This window comes from Corynebacterium intestinale (genome assembly GCF_023574125.1).
Taxonomy (GTDB): domain Bacteria; phylum Actinomycetota; class Actinomycetes; order Mycobacteriales; family Mycobacteriaceae; genus Corynebacterium; species Corynebacterium hesseae.
Genome location: NZ_JAMKFF010000008.1, coordinates 44,661 through 69,805 on the forward strand (window position 1 = coordinate 44,661; position 25,145 = coordinate 69,805).

Genomic DNA, 25,145 nt, shown 5'->3' on the forward strand with positions numbered 1-25,145 from the left:
TGAAGAGGCTTCGGGCCTAGCTGTGTTTAGTTGGCGATGAAGTACATCTGTTTATTGATGAACTCCTCGATACCAAGTGAACCAAGCTCGCGACCGAAACCTGAACGCTTGACACCACCAAAGGGGAGTTCAGGACCTTCACCAGTTGGTGTATTGACGTTGCTCATGCCAGATTCGATGCGCTCAGCAATTGCTTGGGCTCGCTTGGAGTCTTGAGAGAACACTGCTGCGCCAAGGCCGAAGACATTGTCGTTAGCTATCTCGAGCGCTTCCTCATCAGTCTTAAACTTGTAGACCGTGGCGACCGGTCCAAAGAATTCCTCATAATAGGAATCGCTACCTCGAGGGATATCTGTGATTACTGCAGGGGAGATGTAGGCGCCCTCCTCTGAGAGTTCACCACCCGCCAGTAGCTGGCCTCCAGCAGAAACAGCGCGCTCGAGCTGTTCTTTGAGGTTCTCTGCAGCGCTACGGGAAGATAGCGGGGCATACACAGTTTCCCCGGCAGTATCCGGTAGTCCTGGCTCCATTTGTTGTGCAAGATTAACTAGTTCTTGAACAAACTCGTCATAAATGTCTTCTGCGACAATAAGCCGCTTGTTTGAATTGCAGGCTTGGCCGGTGTTGTACATACGCGTACCCCAAGCGAGTTCGGCTGAAGCCTTAACATCATCCGTGTCGAGGACGACATATGGATCTGAACCTCCAAGCTCGAGTACGGCTTTCTTGAGGTGCTGGCCAGCCTGTGCACCAACGATAGCTCCGGCCCGCTCGGATCCGGTAAGAGAAACTCCTTGAACGCGGGGATCTGCGATCAAGGTAGAGATTTGCTCATGGGTAGCAAAAACATTGGTGTACACCCCTGCCGGAAGGCCGGCATCGAGAAAGATCTTTTCGATCGCCAGAGCAGAACGCGGGCAAATCTCCGCGTGTTTAAGGATGATGGTGTTTCCTGCGACAAGGTTGGGTCCTGCAAATCGCGCTACCTGGTAGTACGGGAAGTTCCACGGCATGATGCCGAGCAGAGGCCCGAATGGGCGGCGGCGAATGAATGCCTTACCGTCCGCCTCCGTAGGGATCTCTTGATCCGCGAGAAACTTCTCCGCGTTGTCCGCATAGTACTGGATGATGGCAGATGAGAACTCGGCTTCTTCAACGCCTTCCGGAAGTGGCTTCCCCATCTCTTCAGCAATGATGGCAGCGAGTTCTTCTTTGCGTTCTTCAAAGAGTGAAGCTGCCTTGGCCACAATTTCTGCTCGTTGTGAGACTGGAGTTCCAGACCATTCGGTGAAAGCTACGGAAGAAGCTTCGAGGATTGGCTCAATAGCAGCATCATCGAGAGCATCGAAAGTTTCAATGATCTTGTTGTTGACTGGATTCTGTACACGGTACTGAGACATTTTTCCTCCTAGGAAAAGTTTGGGGTTGTTGTATCTGAACTGGATTCACTACGGCTGATTACTGAGCCCGTGAAGAAATCTGGGTTGCGGAGTCGGGTAATGAACATGAGGATTAATCCGAGCACGAGGATGCTGGCGCCCAGGATGAAGACGATTCCGACCCCTCCAAGAGAAGAACCGGAACCAAAGCTCGGGTCCATGGAGTCATAAGCGGTGATGAAAAACATTAATAGAAGGAAGCCACCGCCCAGCAACGGGCATAGAAACTTAAACAGGAAGTTCCTTACTGAAGTAAAGAGTTCTTTTCGGAAATACCACAGACAGGCAACTGCTGTGATGCCGTAATAGAAACAAATCATGAGACCAAGAGCAGCAATTGTGTCCCAAAGTGCATTCTCTGAGAGCACTCTTGTTATGGCGTAAAAGGCTCCAGAAACGACGGTTGCGACAATCGTTGCGACGGTTGGAGTTTGGAATCGTGGGCTGATTCGAGCCAATTGTGGGGGAAGAGCTTTGTAATAGCTCATCGCCAGAATCGTGCGGGCGGGGCTAACCAGCGTGGATTGCAAGGATGCAAAAGAGCTAGTTAGAACCGAGATATAGATAAGGATGGCAAATGGGCCCATAACCGGGTAAGAAAGCACTGCAAAAATTGATTCCTGATTGTCTGGGTTACCGGCGCCTAGTCCGCTTTCGCCGATGCCCGCCCATGCCATAACGGCTACCGCTGTAAGTACATACAAAATGATCGTGATGACGATGACGACGGTAGCCGCCCGGCCAGGAGTTTTTTCTGGGTTTTTCGTTTCTTCATTCATAGTTAGGGTGACATCCCAGCCCCAGAACATGAAGCTGGATAGTGAGATTCCGGCAGCAACCACCGAGAAGTCCTTGATTTCAAATGGGTTGAACCAGCTGAATTGGATCGGGGTGAAATCGAATCCATCTCCGTTGTAAGCCCTCCATAATGCTGCAACATCGAAGGAGACAATTGCGATGATTTGTATTGCAACGAGGATGTATTGCATCTTCTGCGTTGTGTCCATACCTCGATACGCGACCCAAGCTGCAGCAACTAAGAACACAAGTGTGGTTGGAATATTTACCCAGAGGTTGCGTGTGAGTTCAGCGAGCTCTGGTCTACCGGCAAGCTGTGCGATGAGCAGATAGAAGAAGTCAACGGCCACTGCGGCAAGGTTCGATAGGACCAATATCGTGGCGGCGATCAGACCCCAGCCACCCATCCAACCGACCCACGGGCCGAAGGCTTTGGTCGCCCATGTAAAAGTGGTTCCTGAATCAGGAGCACGGTTGTTGAGCTCGCGGTAAGCAAAGGCCACAAGCAGCATGGGGATAAACCCCAGAATGAGAACGGCTGGAACGAAGACGCCCACGGCCGAGATGGCAGGACCGATTCCCGAAGTGAGTGTGTAAGTTGGCGCCAAACAACTAATGCCAATGACGACAGCTCCGAGCAAACCGACTTTGCCGACTGCCAATCCTTTCTCTGAAACTGCTGGTTGTTCACTCATGAGGGAGCACCTCCTTTCAGCGACATGTAGCCCGAAGGGACAACAATGGTTGGAACTGGTAAGTGCTTGAGGATTCGATGAGCAGTTGTGCCAAGGAAGAGCCGACCATCGCCGGCAATACGCGCAGAACCAAGAACTGCCACTTCGCCCTCTTCCCAGCTAAGGTTTCGCAGCGCTGACTGGACACTTGATCCCGAAGTAGTGATGCGTGACGCTTGTCCCTTGGAAACCGCTCCTTCGATTGCCTCTGAGAGTGGGAGCTCAAATCCGTGCCCGGCATCTTCTCCGGAGATCTTCAAAGTAATGATGCGTAATGGAATCTCTCGGCGGTTTGCGCGGTCGAGTCCGATTGCCGCGACATCTGATCGTCCTCGGCGCGGGCCAACAAGGGCAGAAATGCTCGTTATCGGTCCTGGATATGAATAGCCTTGAGGAGCTAGCGCTACTGGTGTTTGTGCTGTGTATAGCAATGAACTGGGTACTGTACCGATGCGGAATCGGTTCAAAAGTCCGCCTGAGCGTGCTCCGACGACGATTAAATCGCACTCAAGTTTTTGCGCGGCATCATTCAAGGCAAGTGCGGGTTCTGTCCCCTCGACGACGTGCCATGTCGCAGAAATGTCAGCGGGAAGACTATTTAACGCACTGGCGAGACGCTGTTCGGTTTGTTCTCGCACAATCGCGTTGTAACCAGGATCTTGAGTCTGAACACCAAAACCTTGAGGACTAACAGGAGGAATAACCGAGACTATCTTCAGGTTGACCTGGCGCTCACGCGCGAGAGCAATTCCTAAATGGAGAGCATCATGACCGTCAGAGGTGTCGATGTATGCGACTAGCAGAGAGCCGTTAGCCCTGCGGCGCGGAAAATCGGTGGGTGGATTCATGAACAGTCACCGCTTATCCCTGCCCGAGAATCTGTTTCGCAACGGCTTCACCGATACGCACCGCGCCGTCGACGTGCTGGTAACCTGCACCAGCGATGTCAGAGGAGGAGTAATAGATCGGGCCGGTTGGTTTGTTCTGAAGATGGCCCCAACGCGATAGTCCGCCCAAATCGTATGACGTTGCGTAGGCTCCGCGAGTCCATTCTTCGGCCGCCATATCGGAGAGGAAGAATGCGATTGGCTTCTTCACCTTGTCACCAAGGTAAATGGACATTGCATCGAGGATGCGCTCTTTGCGTTCTTCAGCGGGGAGAGCCCACATCTCTTCGGCGTAAACGTCGGAAACAAAGCCAACCAATGTGCCGAATGCGTCTTCTTTTCCTTCCTCACCGCCTGCGAAGTTTTTGCCGTAATTGGTGTTGTCATAGATTTCGGCAACGAGTCGATCGCCACCGAATGCAGTACCGGACAGTCCCTCTTCACGCCAGAAGGGTGTTTCATAGACTGCATGAACTTTGATGACGAGACCCATGGAAATGTGCTGATGGGCAACATGCTGTTCTCGCGGTAGGGGAGGCACGTAGGAAATGCGATTATAGAGGTTTGGCGGAACCGCAAGGATAGCGTTTTTAGCATGGACAACAGCGCGATCAGAATAGGCAGTTACGGTTCCCGGTCCACCATTGTTGTCCACACCATTGCGGACGTCCGCTTCAACATTGTTGGGGGCGTCTGCCGTAGAAGGATCTGGCGTAGCCCATTCGAGAGTGCGAACAGGTGAACTGAGAATGACGTCATCGCCGAGTTCCTCTGCCATCGTTATGGAAACTGACTGCATGCCGCCGGCAACTCGCTTATCAAGCAAGAAGTTTTCATCAACAAGGTTGTCGAAAGAACCAGCAGATGAAGCCATCAGAGCTGCTTGAAGTACGGAAAAGGTGCGGGAAGGCTTAGTAAGCATTCCAGAGGAAATGTAAAGCGAGATGTTGTCAATTGCCTCAGAATCGTCAGATAGGCTTTCTAACCAGTCACGGAAGGATTGGCTATCGAGTTCTTTGGCTCGTGGGTGCTCCCAAGGGGCGTTAGCGTCGACTTCCTCGGCCAGCTGATTGAGCTCAGCGATCAATCGATTCATCTCGGAGGCGGTTTCCTCTGACGTTGGGAAGGTATCTCCCTCAAATTCGTGGCGCGTGCCGTCTGGGGACACGTAGACTGATTTTCCTTCGCGGTACCGATCAAAAGTCTCGAGTCCGAGCTCTTGGACGAGTTCGGTGAGGCGCGTTTGATCGGGGGAAATCCACTGGCCGCCGATCTCAATGAAGTGTTCAGTACCTTGGTCGTCGAGTACCTTTCCGTTCCAGGTACGGCCGCCCACGCGATTGCGGGCTTCGAGAACACAGACTGATTTTCCTGCTTTCTTGAGAGTGCGGGCAGCCATTAGCCCTGAAGCACCGGCGCCGATGATTACAACATCGACTGTGCGCTCTTCGGCGTTGGGATTACCATTACGTTGCGTGACCATTGGAGCGTTTCTCCTTCGCGTGCAGTAGGTATGCGGTGAGTGAGACCTTCGTATGGACGATGGTGTTTCAACGTTAAATTAAAGGGTTTAATTTAACGTTGTGACTACAGTAACAAACGCGCGGCAAGAATTGTAGGGATCACAGTGGTAAATGTTTCGCGCCCCAAAGGGCGGCCAGTGAAAGCGCTGGTGAACCGGCAAAAAATAGCATCAGCCGCACTGCAAATTGTTGAGCGCAAGGGGCTTGAAGCCCTATCGATGTCAGCGGTAGCTCGGTCAATGAAGGTCAGTACCGCAGCGCTCTATAATCACATTTCGAATAAAGAAGAACTGCTGGCTCTGGTACAAGATGACATCATTGCAAAGGTCGATACTTCGTCGCTGAAGCACGCCCTTGCAGGGGAACTACCAGCAGCTGATGCGCTTCGGCAATGGGCATGGTCGTATCGGGATATTCTGGCTGATAATATTCCGCTGATTCGCGTAATTACTGAGCTTCCACTTTATGGTTCGCCCCAAACGATTTCGATGTACGAATTGCTCGTCCAAGTAATTGCACTCGCTGGAGTTCCCGAAGCGGAAGTTATTACGAGGCTTGTCGCAGTAGAGTCTTTTGTTTTTGGTTCTGCTTACGACGTTCATGCGCCTTTGAATATTTTTGAATCGCCTGGGCCTGGAGATAGTCCATTGAACAAGATGAATGACATCTACTTGGCGCAATTCCGAGAGCAGTCTTCGGAGGAGAGCGAACAATCTAAACTTCGTGCGGACAAGTCGTTTGAAACTGGTTTGGAAGCCCTGTTGGAACAGTTCCTATCATCAAATGAGGCTTAAATTTGTGACGTCTATTTAGAGAATACAGCCCCACGGATAAAACGGATTCCATCCAGCAGCCTCTCGAATAGCTGACATAGAAGGATGAAATGCGAAACCCTCCCCTGCAGCTAGGGGTGAACTGCTATTGGGGAGGGAAGCACCTTGGGGAATAAGCTGGTTGAGCTTAGGTCTCGCTAGATTTTGGAGATTCTTTGGATCCTGTGCGGTGGGCGTTCGGATCGATCGGGTGCCCGTCAGCGTCTAGATCATTGAGTTCTGCCAGCTCCGTGAAATCCGCCTGCGCGTCGGCGAAGCCTTCCTCCGGATCGATCTCATCGAAGTTGCGGATGGTGCCGTCGCGCTCGTCCTTGAACATGTCCTTGCCGTAGATGACCAGCACCATAATGATGCCGGCGGCGAATCCCCACGCGGCGCCCTGGGTGGCCAGCACGCCAGCGGTTATGCCTGCGATGCCGAGGTCTTTCTGGTTCTTGGCCTCCATGATGCCCACACGCACGGATACGAAGCCCTGGATGATGAGCGTCAGTGCCAAGCCCACCGGCAGGATAGGCTCAACGAAAGAGGTAATCGGTAGCAGGAGGAGGCCCGTGTTGGTGCCCCAGCGGAAGGAGCCCGCGCCACCGAATATGGTGCGCATGGCGCGCTTGCCCTGCTTGTAGCGCTCAACGATGACCACGTGCATCGCCGCCCACAGTGGACCACACATGGCGATGTCTGGGCCGATGATGGACATCAGCATGTTGCGGCCGCCGAAGAGGAGGTGTGCGCGCGACGGGCTGTAGACCACGGCCTCATCCGTACGGACATGGTCGGCTTCCTTGAGAACGGCGTTGGCTTGCAGGACGTCACCGAAGACGACGATGTAGGCAGCCAACACTGTGGGGATGGCGGTAAGGAACATGTGCGCCGGCGGCAAGCCAACGCCGAAGACCGTGTACTCAGACCACAGCGTGATGAAGTCAGGCTTGGAGAAGCCCCACTCCACGTCCGGCCACGGTGCCTCGCCGGCCAGCGGTGCGACGAAGACCGCGACGAAGATGGCGGGCAGGATGCCTAGCGAAGCCAGGAAACGCCAGCCGGCGGCCTTCTGCCGCAGTGCCTGGAAGCCGCGCGAATACATGAGGAAGAAGGCCACGGCCACCGCGATGGTGATGGTGATAGGGAAGGAGTGGAAACGTCCGTCTTCTTGAAATACCGAGATAATCGCTGCAATACCGGCACCAAGCACGATACCGGCGCGCAGGCCTGAAGGAATGAGGCGAACGACCTTTGACGCCCACCCAGTTATACCCAGTGTTAAGGAGAATATGCCCAACAAGAGCTGGAAACTGATGAGCGCCCAGATTCGCTGCTCTCCTTCCGGGAAGGTCTGGATGTAGACCGTCAGCAGCGGAATAGCTGGGGTAATCCAACCCGGGACAACCGGGTCACCCAAGAGGTGGTGGGTCAGGTAGAGAAGGCCGTTGAGCATGACGACGGCCAGTGCCGCCTCATAGGGCATGCCGAGGGCCTCAGTCATGAGGGGGATAGCACCCAGATCGACCACGCACATGAACAAGCCTTGTGCGAAGTCTGGCCACTCAATGCGGTAGTGCACGAACGGCAAGCGGACATCAAAGGGCCCCATCTTCCAGTGGGGCGAAGCTTGACCGATTCCCTGTTCTTCGGGTTCGGCGGCTTCGGTGGTTGCGGCCATGACGGCCTCCTTTCAAAGAAAAAGGGACCAAGCCCTACGGGCGCGAACCGCGCAGGGCTTGGTGAGGAAAGGTGAAGTGGTTGAGGTTTAGCCGAGTCTTGATTAGTCGAACTCGATGATCTGGCGCAGCGCCACACCGTCGGACAGGCGGTCCATGGCGGTGTTGATGTCCTCGAGCTTGATGTGGTCGGAGATCAGGGCCTCGGCGTTGAGCTTGCCCTCGCGCCACAGTTGCTCGTACTTCGGGATGTCCTTCGACGGAACGGAGGAACCCAGGTAGCAGCCGTGCAGGCGGCGTGCCTCACCGGTCATCACGAGCGGGTCGATGGTGATGGTGGAGCCCGGTGCCGGCAGGCCAACGGTGACGGTCAGGCCACCCGGTGCAGTGACCTTGTAGGCGGTTTCCAGGGCCTTCGGGTGGCCGGCGGCCTCCACGACGGCGGTGAACTTCTTGCCGGACTCTTCAGCTTCCTGCGGGGTCATGGCGGAAGTGGCGCCGATTTCGAGGGCCTTCTCGCACTTGTCCTTCTGCATGTCAATGCCCACGATCTCCTTCACGCCGAGCGCAGCGGCGGTGATGATGGCGGCCATGCCCACGCCACCGAGGCCGACGACGGCGATGCTGTCCTCCGGCTTCGGATCAATTTCGTTAAGGATGGCGCCGCCGCCAGTAAGGATGGCGCAGCCGAGGATGGCGGCGATATCCGCCGGGACATCGGAGCCAACCGGTACGACGGAGAGCTCGGAAACCACTGCGTGTGTTGCGAAGCCGGAAACGCCGAGGTGGTGCTGGACCATCTCACCATTGCGGGTGAGGTGGCGGGTGCCGCGGATGAGGGTGCCCTCGTTGTTGGTCTTGGAGCCAACCTCACAGGGCATCTTGCCGTCGGTCTTGCAGCCAGCGCACTCGCCGCAGCGCGGCAGGAAGGTCATGACCACGTGGTCGCCGACCTTGACGTTGGTAACACCCGGGCCAATCTCCTCGACGATGCCCGCGGACTCGTGGCCCAAAAGCATCGGCAGCGGGCGGGGGCGGTTGTTGTTGACCACGGAGAGGTCGGAGTGGCAGAGGCCAGCGGCGGTGATCTTAACCAAGATCTCGCCCTCGCCGGGGGCAGTGAGCTCGAGCTCGCTCACGGTAATGGGCTTGGAGTCGGCGTAGGGACGCTCATCGCCGGAGCGCTCCAGGACGGCGCCGCGAATGGTAATCGTGTCAGACATATCTACCTCCAGACATCGGGTGGGGTTAATGCAACGTAATGTACGCCACAGGATGTCGATGAGGGCAGGAACGGTATGGGGGAATCTACATCAGACAGCTATTTAGATAGGGAATTCTCTACTTGCCGAGCATGTGGGCGCGCAGCGCCACGAAGACATCGAGCCCGCGCTGGCCGACGGCCCACTCATCACCCATCAACTCCGAGATCCGGTCGAGCCGCTGGCGCACCGTATTGGGGTGGATAAACATGGCGCGAGCTGTTTGCGGGATGCTGTGGCCGGAGAGCAAGTAGTGGTGCGCGGTATCGGTCAGCTCCGTGGAATGCTCCTCGTCATAACGCAGCAGCGGGCCGATGGTGCGTGTGGAAAGAGCGTTCAATGCGTGTGGGTCCGCGCCTAAAATGAGGCCCACCGTGCCCAGGGAGTCCTCGGTGATCAGACGGCCGCGCACTCCCAGGGCGAGCGCTGATTCCAGGTAAGACATGGCGGAATCATGTGCGCTGCGTGCTTCACTCAGGCCATCAAAGCCGATGGCGGAGACCGTTAAATCGGGGAACTCAGATAGCAGCGGGGCCAGCGCCGCATCGATACCTCGATCCGGCTGGTACAGCACGCACACGTGCTGATCGTGGTGCGTAATAGCGGCATTACCCGGCAAGAGGTGTTCCAGCTGCGGACGAGTGGGCAGGCCCTTTGCTGAGTGCAGGCCGACGAAATACAGCTGTGCTGAGGAGTTCAGGCTGATACCCGTCAGGTGTCGCAGGCGGGCGATCTCCTCACGCCCGGCATTACCCAGCGCCACGGCATAGACCAGGTCATCGACTTTGCGCGCGGTGGCGTCGACAAGCGCCTCGGCAAAAAGGGCAATCGCGGTAAAGGCCGCGGAAGCATGGCTGATGACGCGCAGTTCGGCGTCGCTGAGCTGCTTGTCCACACCAATCGTGCCCAGTGCGCGGCCATTAAACTCCACGGGGAACGTGCTTGCTGGGGGAGCGTCCGGGGCATCCTCCGTGGTCCACAGCATCACCGGAGCGTCGAGACTTTCAGTCAGCACGCGTTCCAGCTCTTCGAAGCTGGCATTGTTCATGAGCACGTGGAGCAGTTTCGCGTTGACCTCATTGAGCCACTGCAGCTCTTCTACATGGCGGCTCAGAGCTATCTGCGATCGGGTTAGCTCGGCAACGGATTCGCCCTGGCTCTCGATGACTTGCGCATTCTCCAATGCCACAGAGGTGATAGAGCCAAGCACCTCGAGCGCGGCAATTTCCTCGTGCGTGTAGTGGCGGGGGTGGCGGTCACCCACGAGCAGCGCACCGATGGTGCGCCCGGCAATTCGAATCGGGGCGCCGAGGATCCCGCGGATGCCTTCGGCCTCCACCGCGCGGTCCACGTAATCCACGTGCGTGACGTTGGGGTCGGCGGAATGGTCATAGGTCCACGCCGGGCGGTTGGTAGCGGCCACAATGCCGAGGATTCCAGAGCCCATCGGCATGTTGATGGTGCGGAACTCCTCAGTGACGACACCGCTGGTGGCCAGCACCTTGGTAAAGCCGGTGTCCTCATCGTTGAGGCTGAGATAACCCACGTCCGTACCAATAGTGGTGCGCGCGTGGCGCACGATGGCGTGGAATATATCAGTGGATTCGCGGCCCGAGTTGAGCATCTGAGAAACATCGAGCAGCTTGGTCGACATCACCCGCCACGTGTGGTTGGCACGCATGGTCTCCTCAACGGCCCGAAGCGAACTGAGCTCCTCGGCATCCAGTTGCTCTCGCAGCTCGTCGGGGACACGGGTGCCGCTGGCGAGGTGGGAGAATACGGTGCCGAGGAGAGACATGCCCCTAGTTTAGGGGCCAGTCAGGGCGCTTACTACTTCCAGTGGGAAGAGGAGCGCTTGGTCATCTGCTCGCGGTACTGCTGGGTGGTGGTGGGAAGGAGCTCACCGGTGGCCCAGTCCAGGATGACGCCGTAGTGGCGGACCAGGTCGAGCTGGTCTAGCTCGCCCGCGTTGTAGCGCTCCGCCACGGACTCCGGGGACTCCGTCAGCTTGTCCAGGCGGCTGGAACGCAGCTCCTCACGCAGCGTCTTCGTTGCATCCTCATCGAGCTCGTACTCGTCGATTTCCGGATCGATGGCGTGGATGACAACGCCGTAGTCCTTGGCGGCACGGCCCACGGAGACGTAGCCATCGATGACGTCCTCCAGCACGGCCTTCGGGTCACGCTCCAGGGCATCGCCGAATCCACCGCCACCGGCAGAGGGGCGCTCGAAGGTATCGCCCGGACCCACCGGAACATTGGAGAAGAGTGCACCGAGAAATTTCTCATCCGGGGTTCCACGGTTGAGCCACACGCCCTGCGGGATGGACGGCAGGCCACCGTCGATGCCCCAGGTAACGGAGCGGGCGCGGTCACAGCAGTAGCTCATCACGGTCTGATTCGCGTCCGTGAGCACGCCGCCCTTGGATACGCCGACGCCGCCGCGGTACTTGCCGGGGCCGGCCGAGTCGGTGACCAGAGCATGGTGGCTGGTGAGGACCGGAGAGAGACGCTCCTGGCCTTCCACCGGCTGGACCGCCAGGCCTGGGCCGAAGACCGGCGCGGTGGCGGAGGAACCATCGCGGTCGACGCGGCCGCCCCAGCCGCCGGCCATCCAGTCGTACCACATGAAGAACTCGCCCTTGTCCTGCGGTTTCTTCGCATCACGCGTATCCCAACCACCGATGAGGAGATATTCCAGGTTGAAGGCACAGGCCATGGCGCGCTCCTGCATGAGCTGGGACCACAGCTCGAAGACGGCGTTCATGATCTTCTCGAAGGGGCCCGAACAGAAGCCGGTGACAGCGTGCGGCATTCCGGCGTTGACCACGGTGCCTTCCGGGCCGAGGTCGATGTCCATGGCGCGGTAGAGGCCGGAGTTCAGCGGCACGTCGGGGAAGAAGGTCTTGGTACCGGCGACGATTCCGGAGAACGCAGAACCATAGCCCGCGTTGAGGAAGCTGGCGACCGCCGGTGCGGATCCATCCAGCGAGTAGGACAGGCGCCCTCCCTTGATGCGCATCGTGACCTTGATGGGAACCAAGCCCTCATCCTTAGCCGGGTCGAGGTCGATGTAGTCGGTGGTGGACCACTCGCCGTCGTCAAGCTCGGCGACACGGGCGGTGACGATGTCCTCCACGTAGTCCTGGACCTCACGCAGCGCGGTGCGCACGATGTCGACAGAGTATTTGTCCACGAGGCGGTGGATTTCGCGCTCGCAGACCGCGGTGGCCTCGGCCTGGGCCTTGAGGTCACCCATGACGATCTCGGGGCTACGGGTATTGCCCGCCAGGAGCTTGGCGACGTCCCTGAGGAACACGCCCTTGGACCACACACGCACCGGGGTGATGCGCAGGCCTTCGGTGTAGTAGTTGGTGGCGGACACGTCGAAGGAGCCTGGGACGGAGCCGCCGGCATCGGCCCAGTGGCCCTTGTTCTGCGCGAAGGCCAAAAGCGTGCCCTCGTAGAAGATGGGGCGCAGGAAGGACACGTCATTCATGTGCGTGCCGCCCTGGTAGGGGTCATTGATAGCGAACACGTCGCCTTCGTGGATGTCATCCCCGAATTCCTTGAGCACGGCCTGGCACTGGAAGTGCAGCGTGCCGACGTGCACGGCGATGTCCTGGTCACCCTGCATGACGGTGTTGCCCTCGGCGTCACACAGCGCGGAGGAGAAGTCACGTGAATAGATAACGAAGGAGTAGCACGTACGCAGAATCTGCTCGGACATGAGGTTGACCGAGGTGGCGAAGGCGTTCTTGAGAACCTCGAAGGTCACTGGGTCGAGCGTGCGGCGGTTTGATGAGGACTGAGCCTGTGTCTGTGAAGCAGTCATGTCGATTCCTTTCTTAAGGAGAGTCTGAAGGCGAGAGTCTTAGGCGTTGGTGGCCTTGCCGATGTGGATGCGGATGTTGGACCACTCATCGATTTCTGCGCGGTCTCCTGGCGGAATGACGGTGGTGGCGTCGAACTGATCGATGATGGCGGGGCCGTTGAGTTTCGCACCGGCCTTCAGATCCGGGCGGTGGTAAATCGGGACATCGGCCCAGCCGCCGTGCGCGGAGAAGTACACCGGACGGGTGGTCTCCGGGAGCTCTGCCTCGTGCTCTTCGACCTCATAGTGCTTGAAGGGCGGGTTCTCCAGCTCACCGATGGCGATGAGGCCAATCTGGTAGAACTCTACGGCACCGTCGCGGTCGGCGAAGGAGTATTCGCGCTCGTGCTCATCGTGGAACATGGCGACGGCATCATCTAGCGGGTTATCGGATTCCGGGATCTCCACGGTCAGCGAGCGCCACTGGCCGCGGTAGCGCATGGAGGCGGTCAGCTTAAACTTCATGCGTTCCTCCGGCACGTGCTCCTTGTGGAGACGCTCGCGGGCCTCGGAGATGAGTGCCTGGAATTCCTTGCGCAGTTCCGCGGTGTCCACCTCGTCCACGGCTGCTTGGTACATCTTGGTGATGTCGTGGCGGATGTCCACGAGCAGGCAGCCCTGAGCGGAAGTCACGCCTGGGTGCGGCGGCACCACGACGGTGGGGATGGAGAGGTCGCGGGCCACCTCTGCTCCATGCAGTGCGCCGGCGCCGCCGCCGACGACGAGGACGAAATCGCGCGGGTCGTAGCCGCGGCGGATGGACAGCAGGCGAACGGCGTCGGCCATGTTGGCGTTGGCCACCTGGACGATGTTTTCCGCGGCGGTTTCGGTATCGAGACCCAGAGGATCGGCGACGGTCTTGTTGACGGCTTCACGCGCGGCATCTGGGTTCAGCTTCAGCGCGCCGCCGATGAGCTCGGTGCCGAGGCGGCCGAGGGTGACGTTGGCATCGGTATTCGTGGCTTCGGTGCCGCCGCGCTCGTAGCAGACCGGTCCCGGATCCGCACCGGCCGACTGCGGACCATTGCGCAGGGAGCCTGCCTCATCGATCCAGGCCTCCGAACCGCCACCGGCACCGATGGTGCCCACCTCAATGGATGGGAAGCAGATGGGGAAGCCGTACTCGACCTGCCACTGCTTGGTAATGCGGATATCGCCTTCGTAGACCAAGGCGATGTCGGTGGAGGTACCGCCCATCTCCAAGCCGATCGCGTTGGAGTAGCCGCAGCGCGTCGCAATATCCTGCACCGCGATGGCGCCGGCGGCAATGCCGGAGGCGGCCAGGCGGACCGGGTAGCGGGAAACCATCTCCGGGGTCATGGAACCGCCGCCGGAGTGCAGCAGCAGCAGGTCACCGTCGTAGCCGCCTTCCTCCAGCTGGCGGGACAGGCGGTTGACGTAGCCGGAGACGAGCGGAGCCAGGACCGCATTGGCGACGGTCGTGGAGAAGCGGTCGTGCTCGAAGATCTCCGGGAGGATTTCGGAGGAGGTGGAGATGGCGGCGTCGGGAAGCTCCTCGCGCAGGATCTCCGCCATTCGCTCCTCGTGGGAGGCGTTAGCGTGGGAGTTGATGAAGCAGACCGCCACGGTCTCAATCTTCTTGCGGCGCAGGATGCCGGCGATGCGGCGAGCTTCTGCCTCATCGAGCGGGGTGACCTCTGCACCATCGAAGTCGATGCGCTCCTCGACCTCGTAGCGGTCGCGGCGGCGGATATAGGGCTCCGGAACATCGTGGTAGGCATCCCACAGCTCGTCCTTCGTACCATCACGAATCTCCAGGACATCGCGGAAGCCCTTCGTGGTGATGAGCGCTGCCGGCGGGAAGCGGCGCTGGATCAGCGCGTTGGTGGCCACCGTGGTGCCGTGGGAGAAAACGTCGACCTGGTTGAGCTGGACGTCGGCCTGCTTGAGGCCGTTCATCACTGCCTTCATGGGGTCATCAGGGGTGGAGGGGACCTTCGCTACTGACAGCTCGTGGGTGTCGGTGTTAACAATCGCGACGTCGGTGAACGTTCCGCCGACATCAACGGATACGCGAAATGGCTTGGTCTCCGTCATGGTGTGGACCTCTCTTTCAAAGGCTCGTGAATTCGGTTGGAAGGAATCTTCATATGCTCCGGGCAGGCAAGCAATGGAGGAAAAGTGAATTGAGGGGAAAACGAATGGAGGAAACTCCAAAAAGCCAGGCTGCCGGCCACTAGAATTACCTGATTAAAAGTAAGATAGGACACTATTTTTCGGAGGGTTAAGTGGCGTCACAAGAAAACCCGGAGTTGCACATCGCGGATCTCGTCGTGATGGAACCGCGGTTGCGCCGCATCAACAAGGCCCTCGAAAATGAAGAGTTTGTGGGGTTGTGCGCTGAGGGTGACGGCGACGTGAGCGGCTGGTTGGTCCTGCCCCGGGTAGAGGGAACACCCCGCGCCATTCAACGCCGCTTAGCCGATGCCGCCGGCGTGGTATTCCTCGAATCTGAATTCACTGAGCAGGAAATCCTGGACTCCGTGGACGGCACCGTGTCCCTCCTATACGGCACCGAGGGGCTCACACGTCAAGACATTCGGCGCGCGGTGGATGAGCTGCTGCGCCGCCAGCCCAACCTCACCTCATGGCGCAAGCTCAGCACCATTGGTCAATTAAGCCCCGGGCTGGTCAACCCTGCCCCCGAATCCGAAATCCTCTCCCGCTTTGCCAGGTTTAGCGGGGATTCCTTACTTCTTTTGGCCGTCGATGGCCGGGTCATCGCCGCGGCCGGCGAGCTGCCCGCGCGAAGCATTGCGCGCTCCTTGTCGGTTGTTAGCAACCACAGCACGACTACTTTGCACGTGGGGCGGTGGAAGGTCTTTGCCCGGTGGCTCGACATTGCCGGCGAAAGCCCGTCCTTTGATCACGGCTATTGGTTGATCCGGGGGCGGCAGACCAGCCGGGATGCGGACTTCGATGACCCCGCCTTTGCAGCACTGGAGGAGCTGCTCACCGCTTCCTTGTTGGCGCAGCGAAACATCCAGCGGAACCACGTCGCGGAATCAAGCGCCTTATTGATGGCGTTGTGCGACGACAGTTCGGACAGGGAGGAGGTGGCCACCACCTTGCGCAGGAGAGGGTTTTCGGAACACGCGACAATGCGGCTCATAGTCTCGGACTCCGTCAAGGATTCCTACCGCAGCGATGTGCGGGATAAGGCTTTTGCGGTGGCGCAGGACGCGGGCGTGCCATTGGTGCTGGGCTATGTGGCTGGCCGTACTTGCGTGCTGACGACCCAGTCGGGAGCCGAAGCAAAAATTGCGGATGTGCTCTTCGGCTCGGTTGGGCTTTCCGATGCCTTCGATGCCGTCGAGGAGGGCCCGCAGGCGTGGCTGCAGGCTCTGGTTGCTGCCGTAGTGGTGGACCGGCAACACTCCCTGCACGTGCAGAGCATGGAGTTTTCTCAGTGCAGCGCCATCGAGAAGGCGGCGGCGTACCTGGGTCAGCGCGGTTTAGAAGATGCCGTGGGGGAGCTCGACCGAGCGATCGGCTCGATCAAGGATGGTGAAGAGATCTTTCAGGCCTATGAGGCTGAAGGGTTTTCCGTTGCCCGCGCGGCAAAGGTCGTGGGTGTACATGCCAATACGGTGCGGCACCGGCTGGAGGCACTGGAGGAGCGCATTCGTTTCTCGGATGCCGACTTAGTTTTGTGGGTGCTGTGGAAAGCACTTCGCCCCCGCATGCAGCGCTAGGCGCTTGAGACGCGGGGGCGGAGAGAATGAGGGTAGGTGGTGATGGGGGAATAGTGAGAACTACACCTTCTTCTTAGTGCGCGGAATGGGCTTGCCAGTGATGAGCGCGTGGAGCTTGCCATCACCAATCTGCAGCTCTTCGGGCACGTCCTCGGAATCGACCTCAGTCATGATTTCTCTGATGAAGTCAGATTCGGGAATGGAGGAATTGCGGGCGATAGCGGAAAGCTCGCGCATTTCCTCCTCAGAGAGGTGGTTGTCATTCTCAAAACGCTTCTTGAGTAGTTCGCGCGCACGGCGGCGCAGATCGGCCTCAGACTGCAGGTCCTTGCGGTTCTTCATCCAAGCAAAGCCGATGATGAACATGATGGCGATACCCATGTAGCCCAGAATCGGATATACCCAGCCGATGAGGTTAGAGAAGCCGACGAAGGAGAGCACGAATCCGATGAGCACCGAGATGACATAAACCTTGTAGAAGTGTTGTGGCTTGCCACGGGTCAGGCGCTTGGCAAAGGCATAGAACATGCCGATGGCGGTGTTATAAATCATGCCGTAGATAGCAATGGACATGGCGACTCCGAGCGCTGGATGAATCTGCTCAATCATGGCCAAGGTTGGCATTTCGGCGTCGGTAATCGGGCCCACCGAAACGTAAAGGCCGCCCACCAGGACCGCAAGCAGGAACAGGAAGCACAGGCCGCCGAGGATGCCGCCATAGCCCACTTCCTTGGCATCGAGGAAGTTGCCGCCGATGACGATCATCATTGAGACCACCACGATGACGTTGAGGCCCAAGTTATTGATGGCGGAGACCCACCAGTTGGGCAGCGTGGTGGGAATGGTCTGCGCCTGCTCGTTGAGGTGTGACCAATCGGGGCTGGACGTCAACACGGTATACACGGTGCCGATGGTCAACAGGATGATGATGAACGGGGTGATGGCGCCAATGGCGATGGTCACCTTGTCCACATCGAGCAACCCAGTCAGCAGCGTGAGAATGAGCATGAGGATCGCACCGATCCACACCGGCCAGCCCCACTGCTGGTTGAGGTTGGTGCCGGCGCCGGCGAACATGGCGAAGCCGATGCAGAAAAGACAGGTCAGCGTGGCGAAGTCAAGGATCTTCGACACAATTGGCGTGGACACCGCGTTGAACACAGAAGTGTGTTCTTTTGCGCGGTGATAAGAACCCAATTGGAGAATGGTGATTCCGGAAATGGTCATGGCCAGTGCGGTGACGATGGCACCGACGATGCCCATGTTGCCGAAGGCAACGAAGTATTGGAGGGCCTCACGGCCGGACGCGAAGGAGGCTCCCGCGAGCACGCCGATGAAGGCCATCGCGATGCCGAATGAGCGTTTAAGCATGGTGAACCTAACTGTGGATGGATAAATGCTTCTACTTATGCAGACGGGGCAGGCCGCCTAGGAAAGGTGCCTGCCCCGTGTGTGATGGAGCGAAAGCTGTTAGCTCGTCACCGCCTTGATGAACTCGGCGATTCCAGCAAGCTCCTCCTCGCCGCGGTCAATGATCGCGGCGGAGGTAAAGAGCCCGTGGTGGTAGCCCAGGAGGTGCTTGTGCGTGACGTCGACGCCCGCTTTTGCTAGCTTCCCGGCATACTCGATGCCCTCATCCGCCAGCGGATCGTTATCCACCGTGATGACGAGCGACGGGGGCAGGCCTTCCGGCAGCTCTTCCAGCAACAGTGGGGAGAGATCCGTGGCGGTGCGCTGGGATTCCTCCGTGACGAAGGTATCGATGAACCACCGCATGGTGTCGGAGGCGAGAGGGAAGCCTTCCTCCAGGCGTTTGTAGGAGGCACCGTTCTCGGTGCGCTCGCGGGAGCAATCCGTGATCGGGTAGAGCAGGATCTGGGCGCTGAGCTTGGCGACGTCATCTTCACCCACAAACTCATTCGCCAACGTGGCAGCCAGCTGGCCGCCGGCTGAATCACCGGCGACCGCGATGGAGGTCACGGTCAGTCCGTGTTCTGCCTCGGGGTTGGACAGCCAGCGGTAGGCGGCGCGGCAATCGTCGATTGCCGCCGGGTAGGTGTGCTCCGGGGCGAGGCGATAATCCACCGCGACGACCGGGAGGCCGGTCAGCACCGCGATACGGCGTACCGAGGAGTGGTGGGTCTCCAGGTTGCCCATGAGCCAGCCGCCGCCGTGCATGTAGAGCACCGCGGGGGTCTCCTGGCCGCGTTCTGCCTCCGGGCGGGGGTCATAAAGGCGAACCTGGAACTGGTCGACCTGGAAATCTGTGGTCGCAGGTTCCTTCTCCTCGTGGAGCGGGTTGGCGTGGGCCGAGGCTACGTAGTTCTCACGCACCTGCGGGATGGGGAAGTTGTGGAAGGACTTCGCTCCACCATCGCGGAAAGGCTTCAGCGCCTTCCACGCATCCTCAGCGACGGGGCGCCCGGAGTATTCGTCGTGCAGAGTGTGCATCGTGATCACTACCTTCTAGACCAGCTCGTAGTCGTTGATCTCCAGCTTGTCGGTGAGCTCGTAGTACTCAGCAACGTTGCCGGACCAGTTGTTGATGACGCGGCCTTCCTCGTTCTTGTACCAAGAGGAGCAATCGGCGGAGAACGCAGATGCCTCGAGTTCCTTCTGGATGCGGGTGTTGAACTCGTCGATGACGTTCTTCTTCACGTCGAGGGCTGCCTCCGGGTTCTCGCGCAGGTAAGCAACAGCCTGGGAGATGTAGCGGTCCTGCGCCTCGAGCATGGCCACCACGGAGTGGTGGTTGAGGTTGGTGTTCGGGCCGTAGAGCATGAAGAAGTTCGGGAAGCCATCCACGGTCATGCCCAGGTAAGCCTCCGGGGAGTTGCCCCAGCGCTCGCGCAGGTCGATGCCGTCGCGGCCGGCAATCGGCAGGTCGCCCTGGAACTCCTGGGAGTGGAAGCCGGTGGCGTAGATGACAACGTCGAAGTCGTGCTCGACGCCGTCCTCGGTGCGGATGCCGGTTTCGGTGAACTTCTCGATGCCAGCGGTGACAAGCTCCACGTTGTCACGGTTGAAGGTGGGGTAGAAGTCATCGGAGCGCAGGATGCGCTTGCAGCCGAAAGCGAAGGTCGGGGTGAGCTTTTCCACCAGCTCCGGGTCGTTGACCTGGGAGCGCAGGTGCTCCATGGCCTGCTCGACACCCTCGGCGGCGGAGTCGGTGCCCTTGCGGGTGCGGTCGAAGCCCTCCTCGCGGACCTCGTGGATTTCCTGGCGGATGGCGCGGTAGGAATCCGGGTTCTCCTGGAATTCCTTGGTCTCCTCCTCGGTGAAGATGACCTGGTTGCGCGGCAGGATGTAGTTTGCGGAGCGCTGGAACACGGAGAGCTTCTCCGCAACCTTTGCAACCTCCGGAACCAGCTGGACAGCGGAGGCCGCGTTGCCGATGACGGCGACCTTCTTGCCGTTCAGGTCGACGTCGTGGTTCCACTCGGCGGAGTGGAACTGCACGCCCTGGAATGCCTCGCGGTTCGGGAAGTTCGGGATTTTCGGCTTGGAGAGCTGGCCCCAGGCGCCGACGAAGACGCGGCCGTAGTAGGTCTCACCGTTGGCCTCGATCTCCCATGCCTTGAGGTCTTCCTTCCACTCGGCGCGGGTGATGCGGTGGTTGAACTTGATGTGATCGTAGAGGTTGAACTCCTCGGCAAGGGCCTTGAGGTAGCCCTGCATCTCGTCCTGACCGGCGAACATGCGGGAGACGCCGAGGTTGAGGAAGTAGGAGTAGCAGTAGATAAGAGCCTGGGTATCGCAGGCAGCGCCCGGGTAGGTGTTGTCGCGCCAGACGCCGCCGACCTCGTCGGCTGCTTCGAGGATGAGGAAGTCCTGCTGCTCGTCGCGAACAAGTTGGGCGCCCATGCCCAGTCCGCCGTAGCCGGTGCCGAGGATGATGCAGTCGTAGATCTTCATAGTGGTGTGTCTCCTTGAGGTGTTGGTGTTTCGGATTAGTTCGCGCGGATAGCTTCAGCCAGAACCTGGAGGCCGTCACGCAGGGTGGACTCGTTGATGACCAGGGGCGGAAGGAGGCGGATGACGTTGCCGTCAAGGCCACAGGTGAGGATGAGCACGCCCTGCTCGCGGCAGGTCTTGGCTACCTTGGCGGTGAGGTCGGCGTTTGGCTGGTTGTTGTCATCGACCAGCTCGATGGCGATCATGGCTCCGCGGCCGCGGACCTCAGCAACGGTGGTGAGTTCAAGTAGCGGCTCCAGCTCTTCGCGGATGATCGCCTCGATTTCGCGGGCGCGGGAGTTGAGGTCCAGCTCCTCCATCTCCTCGAAGGCTGCCAGGGAAGCAGCGCAGGCCACCGGGTTACCGGCGTAGGTGCCTCCCAGGGAGCCCGGGTCCGGGGCATCCATGATTTCGGCGCGGCCGGTCACAGCGGAGAGCGGCATGCCGCCGCCCACGCCCTTGGCGGTGGTGATGAGGTCCGGGATGATGCCCTCGTCTTCACAGGCGAACCAGGAGCCGGTGCGGCAGATGCCGGCCTGGATCTCATCGGCGATGAAGACAACGCCGTTGTCGGTGCACCATTCCTGCAGAGCCGGGAGGAAGCCCTTGGCCGGCTCGACGAAGCCGCCCTCGCCCTGAACCGGCTCGATGATGACGGCAGCCAACTCTTCGGTGCCGACGTACTGCTCGATGTAGCGCAGGGTGCGCGCTGCTGCCTGCTTGCCATCGAGGCCGTCGCGCAGCGGGTAGGACATCGGCGCGCGGTAGATGTCAGCGGCCAGGGTGCCAAAGCCGGACTTGTACGGCTTGTTCTTGGCGGTCATGGTCATGGTCAGGTTGGTGCGGCCGTGGAAGGCACCGTCGAAAACCACGACGCGGTTCTTGCCTGTGTAGCGGCGAGCGATCTTGATGGCGTTCTCCACTGCCTCAGCACCGGTGGAGAAGAGGCAGGACTTCTTCTCGTGGGTGCCCGGGGTCAACTCGTTGAGCTTCTTGGCTACCTGGACAAAGCCCTCGTAAGGAGCGTTGAGGAAGCAGGTGTGGGTGAGGTGGCTAGCAGCCTCGGCGACGGCTTTGGCAACGCGCTGGTTGGAGGCGCCGACGGAAGTCACGGCGATGCCGGATGCGAAGTCGACGATGGTGTTGCCGTCGACGTCGACAAGCACGCCACCGTCGCCGTCAGTGATGTAGGAGGGGTAGCCCGGGATGACGCCAGCGGCGACGTCTGCTTCACGGGCGGCATTCAGCTCCTGGCTGCGGGGGCCAGGGATTGCGGTGGAAACGTTCCGCTCCTGGGGGAGACGGTGCTTGAGATCCTGCATGCTGTCTGCTCCTTAATGCTCGGGGTTTTGTATGACGTAGCTCATTCTGGCGGCTAAACTTTAGGAGGGCCACAGACGTATTGGTGAAAGAATGGTGAGAAATTGTCCACAGTGGATAAGGGGGTAGCGGCCGGGCTGGAAGAGGGGAGCGTATCCCTCACCTGGTTGGCCAATCAACCCGATCTGGGGATAAGGATTCTGCACGATTGCAAGCGGTCCTTTTCCGTGATGCACCCGTGTGAACTGCGCGATCCGCGCGAATTTGTGGGATCCGGGGCCGTCATTTTGCTCACCGGCATGGCATTTGAAGGACAGCCTGAGGAACTGGCAGAGTACATCCGCAAGGTGTCCGCGGGTGGGGTAACGGGGGTGGGTTTCGGCGTTGGGCTGGCCTTTGCCGAGGTTCCGCCCGGAATGCTGGAGGCCGCTCGGGAATGCAATATTTCGCTCTTCACTGTGGCGCGGCGCGTCCCTTTCGTTTCGGTGCTCGCGCGTTTGCACGACGAGTTGCAGCGCCAGCGCGAGGAAGGGTTGGAGCGTTTCATCGCCCAGCAGGGTGCGCTCAACGACGCCGCCGTGGCCGGCCTCGATGCCCTCGTGGACAAGACCAGTCGCCTCCTGGGCGCGCATTCCTGTCTCGTCGATAAAGACGGGCGCGTCTTTGCACAGTCGAGCTACCCGGGGCTGCCTCCGGTGGATTGGGCACCGGTGATCGCCGATACCCGCGCCCAGAACTTCTACGCCGCGCGCCGCGTGGGCGGGTGGAATGTCTTGGCCCAGCGCTTGGCCGACCACGGTGCGCGCTCCTTCGGGCTCTTGGCAGTGGCGCGTGATGGTTTCGGCGTGAACGAGCGCGCGCTACTCAAGCAGGCCGCGGGCCTAGCGGAGCTTAGCGTGAAGCGCCCACAAGAGCTGCGGCGCACACAGAATGAGCTCAACTCCATGGCTTTGGCCATTCAGCTGGGGTTGGACGAACCCGAAGATCCCATGCGGCGCATCTTCCACCTCGTGGGTGATGCGCAGGGGAGGGTGCGCCCGGTCTTGGTGAAATCCGAGGGGGAGCGGGCTCACCAGCGCTTCATCCAGGCCCTGGACGCCCGACTCCAAGACCACGGGCGTTTGCTCTTCGAGTACGCGCTGGATAAGTCCTCCAGCCTCCTGCTCTTTAGGGGAAGCCGAACGATGAAAAATCTGCAGGATTTGCTGCGCGATATTCGCGGGAGCAAGCGCATCGTCGTGGGCCAACCCATGCCGTGGGCCGAGCTGGGGGTGGGGATTGTCCACGAGCTGGAGTCTTTCGCTTTCGGGCTGCAGCCGGGGATGCTCGCGGGGCCGGAATCGCGCACCTTGAGCTGGACTAGGGACCCTCGGGTTAAAGGAGCGGTGCACAACCGCGCGAAGGAGACCTGGGGCAAGGTGCGTTCCTTTGACGCCGAGCACGGCACCGACTTGGCGGAAACACTGGAGGTTTACTTGCGCGCCGGCGGGCATGTAAGCCGCACCGCTGAGGAGCTGCATTCGCACCGCCACACCGTGCGCAAGCGCATCGCGGACTTGGAGGAATTATTGGAGGTTGATCTTAAGGATCCTCTCGTGGCGGCGGAACTTCTCATCCTGGGCGTGAGCGTTCCGGACTGAATTCTTAAGAATCAAGGCTGAGCAAGAGCAGTTCCGCGCGGGTGACGGGATTGCTCAGGTCCACGCCGCAGAGTTGCTCGATCTTGTCCAAGCGGGCGCGCACCGTGTGGCGGTGAACGCCGAGTTCCGCGGCGGCGGTGGCCAAGTTGGCGTTGCCCACGAGGAAGGAACGCAGCGTGGCGCACAGCTCTGTGTTGTGCTGCGCATCGTGCTCGGCGAGAAGGCTGACTGTGGCCGCGCGCCGGGCAGCGAGGGCCTCGGGTACGCCGGGTTCTGCCAGCCAGGTAGGGGCAGCCGAATCGAAGGTCGCCACAGTACCGAGGGGCAGGCTGCGCGCGTGGCTCTGGAGAGAGGACAAGAGCGCCGGGGTCAACGCTTGCCATTGGATGCGCTGCAGGATGGACGTTCGGAGGTAGCGGGTGTGTTTACCGCTCAAGTTCGGGTGCGTGGTGCCCGGGGGAAGCGCGATAAGTGCCGAATCGTGCTCCGGGCGGATGAGGCTGAGGGGCTCGGCTTTTCCAATCTCGCTTAATGCCCGCGCGAGGCGGGAGGGTGATGGTGCCGTGAGAAACAGAACATCCACGAGGTCGTGGCTATCGACCGTATGGAAGGCCGCCTGTAAGGCAGGGGAGTCAACCCCGGCCAGTTGGGCGTCAAGCGCCAACGCCCCGAGGATCGTGTGCGCAGTGGTGTCGGGATGATCTAAGAGCAGGCTGGCCAGGCCCGCGAGGTGCCGGATGAGCGCGCGGGAGTAGGAATCGAACTTCTCTGCACGCGTTACCGCGATGGCCCAGCGCCGTCCCGCCGAGCCGAAGATGCTGGTGATGGTTGCGCCTGTGCTTGTCGACGTCCCCGTTCCGCGCCCCGTCTGCTCCGCGGCCTCCACCGCGGCGTCGGCCGCACTGAGCTGACCGCGATCGCTGCGGCTGACCACCGCTCCGGAGGAACTGGCCACCGCCACTGCGGCGCCGAGTTCTTTGCTGGCTTGCATGACGAGCGCCCCGATGCTCGTGGCCGCGGCCTGGTTGAGGCGCTCCTGCTGGCGGTGGAGTGCAAAGTGCGCGTTGTTGTCCAAGCGGGCCTGTTCTTGAGCCACGGCCGTGGTGATGGAGACGAATCGGGTGGCGCGTGGGACCTCAAAGAGGGTGAGATTGTGCTGGGAGCAGGCATGGATGAGCGCGGTGGGGACCTCGCTAAAGGCCAGTCCGGTGCCGAAGCCGATGCCCTGCACGCCGGCCGCGGCCAGAGCTGCGCCATAGCGTTCGAAGCCCTCCGGTTCCTCCTGGAAGGCAAGCCCCAATGTGAGCATGAGCGCGCCGGGGGAGGTGAACTCGCTGGGGTCCGCGAGCTCGGAAGCGTGGATGGTGTTGAATGTGGCGCTACCGGTGACGATGCTTCGCAGGTTCAATGAGCGCTGGTTGAGCAGCCAGCGGAAGGAAATCTCACGCATGGTGGACAGAGTACACAGCTATGGGGAGGAAATTTATACATCTCGTCCATAGTGTGCG

General features: G+C 59.9%; 17 protein-coding genes. 3 read left to right on the plus strand and 14 right to left on the minus strand.

The genetic code is table 11. From position 1 onward, the window contains the following. Nucleotides 1–26: 26 nt before the first annotated feature. From M5J06_RS09285 to M5J06_RS09300, 4 genes are read right to left on the minus strand one after another with little or no spacing between them, the layout of a single operon-like run. Nucleotides 27–1,400, minus strand: coding sequence for an NAD-dependent succinate-semialdehyde dehydrogenase (locus M5J06_RS09285; RefSeq protein ID WP_070530947.1), 1,374 nt, complete (start codon nucleotides 1,398–1,400; stop codon nucleotides 27–29). Nucleotides 1,401–1,408: 8 nt separating this feature from the next. Beyond that, nucleotides 1,409–2,932 (minus strand): APC family permease, encoded by a 1,524-nt coding sequence (locus tag M5J06_RS09290; RefSeq protein WP_250224493.1) that lies wholly within the window; start codon nucleotides 2,930–2,932, stop codon nucleotides 1,409–1,411. Further along, entirely contained in the window at nucleotides 2,929–3,819 is an 891-nt protein-coding gene (locus M5J06_RS09295; protein WP_083299233.1) for a universal stress protein, read from the minus strand. Before M5J06_RS09295 ends, M5J06_RS09290 begins: the two co-directional genes overlap by 4 nt. Before the next feature lie 13 nt (nucleotides 3,820–3,832). Beyond that, complete coding sequence (locus M5J06_RS09300) at nucleotides 3,833–5,341, minus strand: flavin monoamine oxidase family protein (protein ID WP_070523376.1); 1,509 nt, start codon at nucleotides 5,339–5,341, stop codon at nucleotides 3,833–3,835. A 177-nt stretch (nucleotides 5,342–5,518) separates the two neighbouring features. On the opposite strand from M5J06_RS09300, the gene M5J06_RS09305 reads away from it, so the two are divergent. Then, nucleotides 5,519–6,175, plus strand: a complete 657-nt coding sequence (locus M5J06_RS09305) for a TetR/AcrR family transcriptional regulator (protein WP_158011578.1) — start codon at nucleotides 5,519–5,521, stop codon at nucleotides 6,173–6,175. Nucleotides 6,176–6,341: 166 nt separating this feature from the next. Here the strand turns inward: M5J06_RS09305 and M5J06_RS09310 are convergent, their stop codons facing one another. The 5 genes from M5J06_RS09310 to M5J06_RS09330 all read right to left on the minus strand — a co-directional run bounded on the left by M5J06_RS09310 (nucleotide 6,342) and on the right by M5J06_RS09330 (nucleotide 15,065). Beyond that, nucleotides 6,342–7,874 (minus strand): permease family protein, encoded by a 1,533-nt coding sequence (locus tag M5J06_RS09310; protein WP_070530937.1) that lies wholly within the window; start codon nucleotides 7,872–7,874, stop codon nucleotides 6,342–6,344. A gap of 102 nt (nucleotides 7,875–7,976) precedes the next feature. Then, on the minus strand, nucleotides 7,977–9,095 hold the full coding sequence (locus M5J06_RS09315; RefSeq protein WP_070564805.1) for an alcohol dehydrogenase catalytic domain-containing protein: 1,119 nt from the start codon (nucleotides 9,093–9,095) through the stop codon (nucleotides 7,977–7,979). Between the two features lie 118 nt (nucleotides 9,096–9,213). Next, on the minus strand, nucleotides 9,214–10,932 hold the full coding sequence (locus tag M5J06_RS09320; RefSeq protein WP_144675491.1) for a helix-turn-helix domain-containing protein: 1,719 nt from the start codon (nucleotides 10,930–10,932) through the stop codon (nucleotides 9,214–9,216). Nucleotides 10,933–10,964: 32 nt separating this feature from the next. Beyond that, complete coding sequence (locus M5J06_RS09325; protein WP_250224494.1) at nucleotides 10,965–12,968, minus strand: hydantoinase B/oxoprolinase family protein; 2,004 nt, start codon at nucleotides 12,966–12,968, stop codon at nucleotides 10,965–10,967. Nucleotides 12,969–13,007: 39 nt separating this feature from the next. Next, the gene (locus M5J06_RS09330) at nucleotides 13,008–15,065 is read right to left on the minus strand and encodes a hydantoinase/oxoprolinase family protein (protein WP_250224495.1); all 2,058 of its coding nucleotides are present in this window, start codon (nucleotides 15,063–15,065) and stop codon (nucleotides 13,008–13,010) included. A 191-nt stretch (nucleotides 15,066–15,256) separates the two neighbouring features. Here M5J06_RS09330 and M5J06_RS09335 point away from each other — a divergent pair, with 191 nt between their 5' ends. After that, nucleotides 15,257–16,723: a helix-turn-helix domain-containing protein gene (locus M5J06_RS09335; protein WP_250224496.1), complete on the plus strand. Its 1,467-nt coding sequence runs from the start codon at nucleotides 15,257–15,259 to the stop codon at nucleotides 16,721–16,723. 60 nt (nucleotides 16,724–16,783) lie between these two features. On the opposite strand, the gene M5J06_RS09340 is transcribed toward M5J06_RS09335, so the two are convergent. The 4 genes from M5J06_RS09340 to gabT form a co-directional block, all read right to left on the minus strand. Next, nucleotides 16,784–18,094: a YkvI family membrane protein gene (locus M5J06_RS09340; protein WP_070530923.1), complete on the minus strand. Its 1,311-nt coding sequence runs from the start codon at nucleotides 18,092–18,094 to the stop codon at nucleotides 16,784–16,786. Nucleotides 18,095–18,193: 99 nt separating this feature from the next. Further along, nucleotides 18,194–19,174, minus strand: coding sequence for an alpha/beta hydrolase (locus M5J06_RS09345; RefSeq protein ID WP_070530920.1), 981 nt, complete (start codon nucleotides 19,172–19,174; stop codon nucleotides 18,194–18,196). A gap of 15 nt (nucleotides 19,175–19,189) precedes the next feature. Further along, on the minus strand, nucleotides 19,190–20,638 hold the full coding sequence (locus M5J06_RS09350) for a flavin-containing monooxygenase (RefSeq protein WP_250224497.1): 1,449 nt from the start codon (nucleotides 20,636–20,638) through the stop codon (nucleotides 19,190–19,192). 35 nt (nucleotides 20,639–20,673) lie between these two features. Continuing rightward, nucleotides 20,674–21,999, minus strand: a complete 1,326-nt coding sequence (gene gabT, locus M5J06_RS09355; protein WP_070530915.1) for a 4-aminobutyrate--2-oxoglutarate transaminase — start codon at nucleotides 21,997–21,999, stop codon at nucleotides 20,674–20,676. Between the two features lie 228 nt (nucleotides 22,000–22,227). Here gabT and M5J06_RS09360 point away from each other — a divergent pair, with 228 nt between their 5' ends. Next, nucleotides 22,228–23,637 carry a helix-turn-helix domain-containing protein gene (locus M5J06_RS09360; RefSeq protein ID WP_250224543.1) on the plus strand — a complete coding sequence of 470 codons (1,410 nt, stop codon included), beginning with the start codon at nucleotides 22,228–22,230 and terminating at the stop codon, nucleotides 23,635–23,637. A gap of 4 nt (nucleotides 23,638–23,641) precedes the next feature. Here M5J06_RS09360 and M5J06_RS09365 read toward each other — a convergent pair whose 3' ends face one another. After that, the gene (locus tag M5J06_RS09365; protein ID WP_250224498.1) at nucleotides 23,642–25,087 is read right to left on the minus strand and encodes a PucR family transcriptional regulator; all 1,446 of its coding nucleotides are present in this window, start codon (nucleotides 25,085–25,087) and stop codon (nucleotides 23,642–23,644) included. Nucleotides 25,088–25,145: the final 58 nt, after the last annotated feature.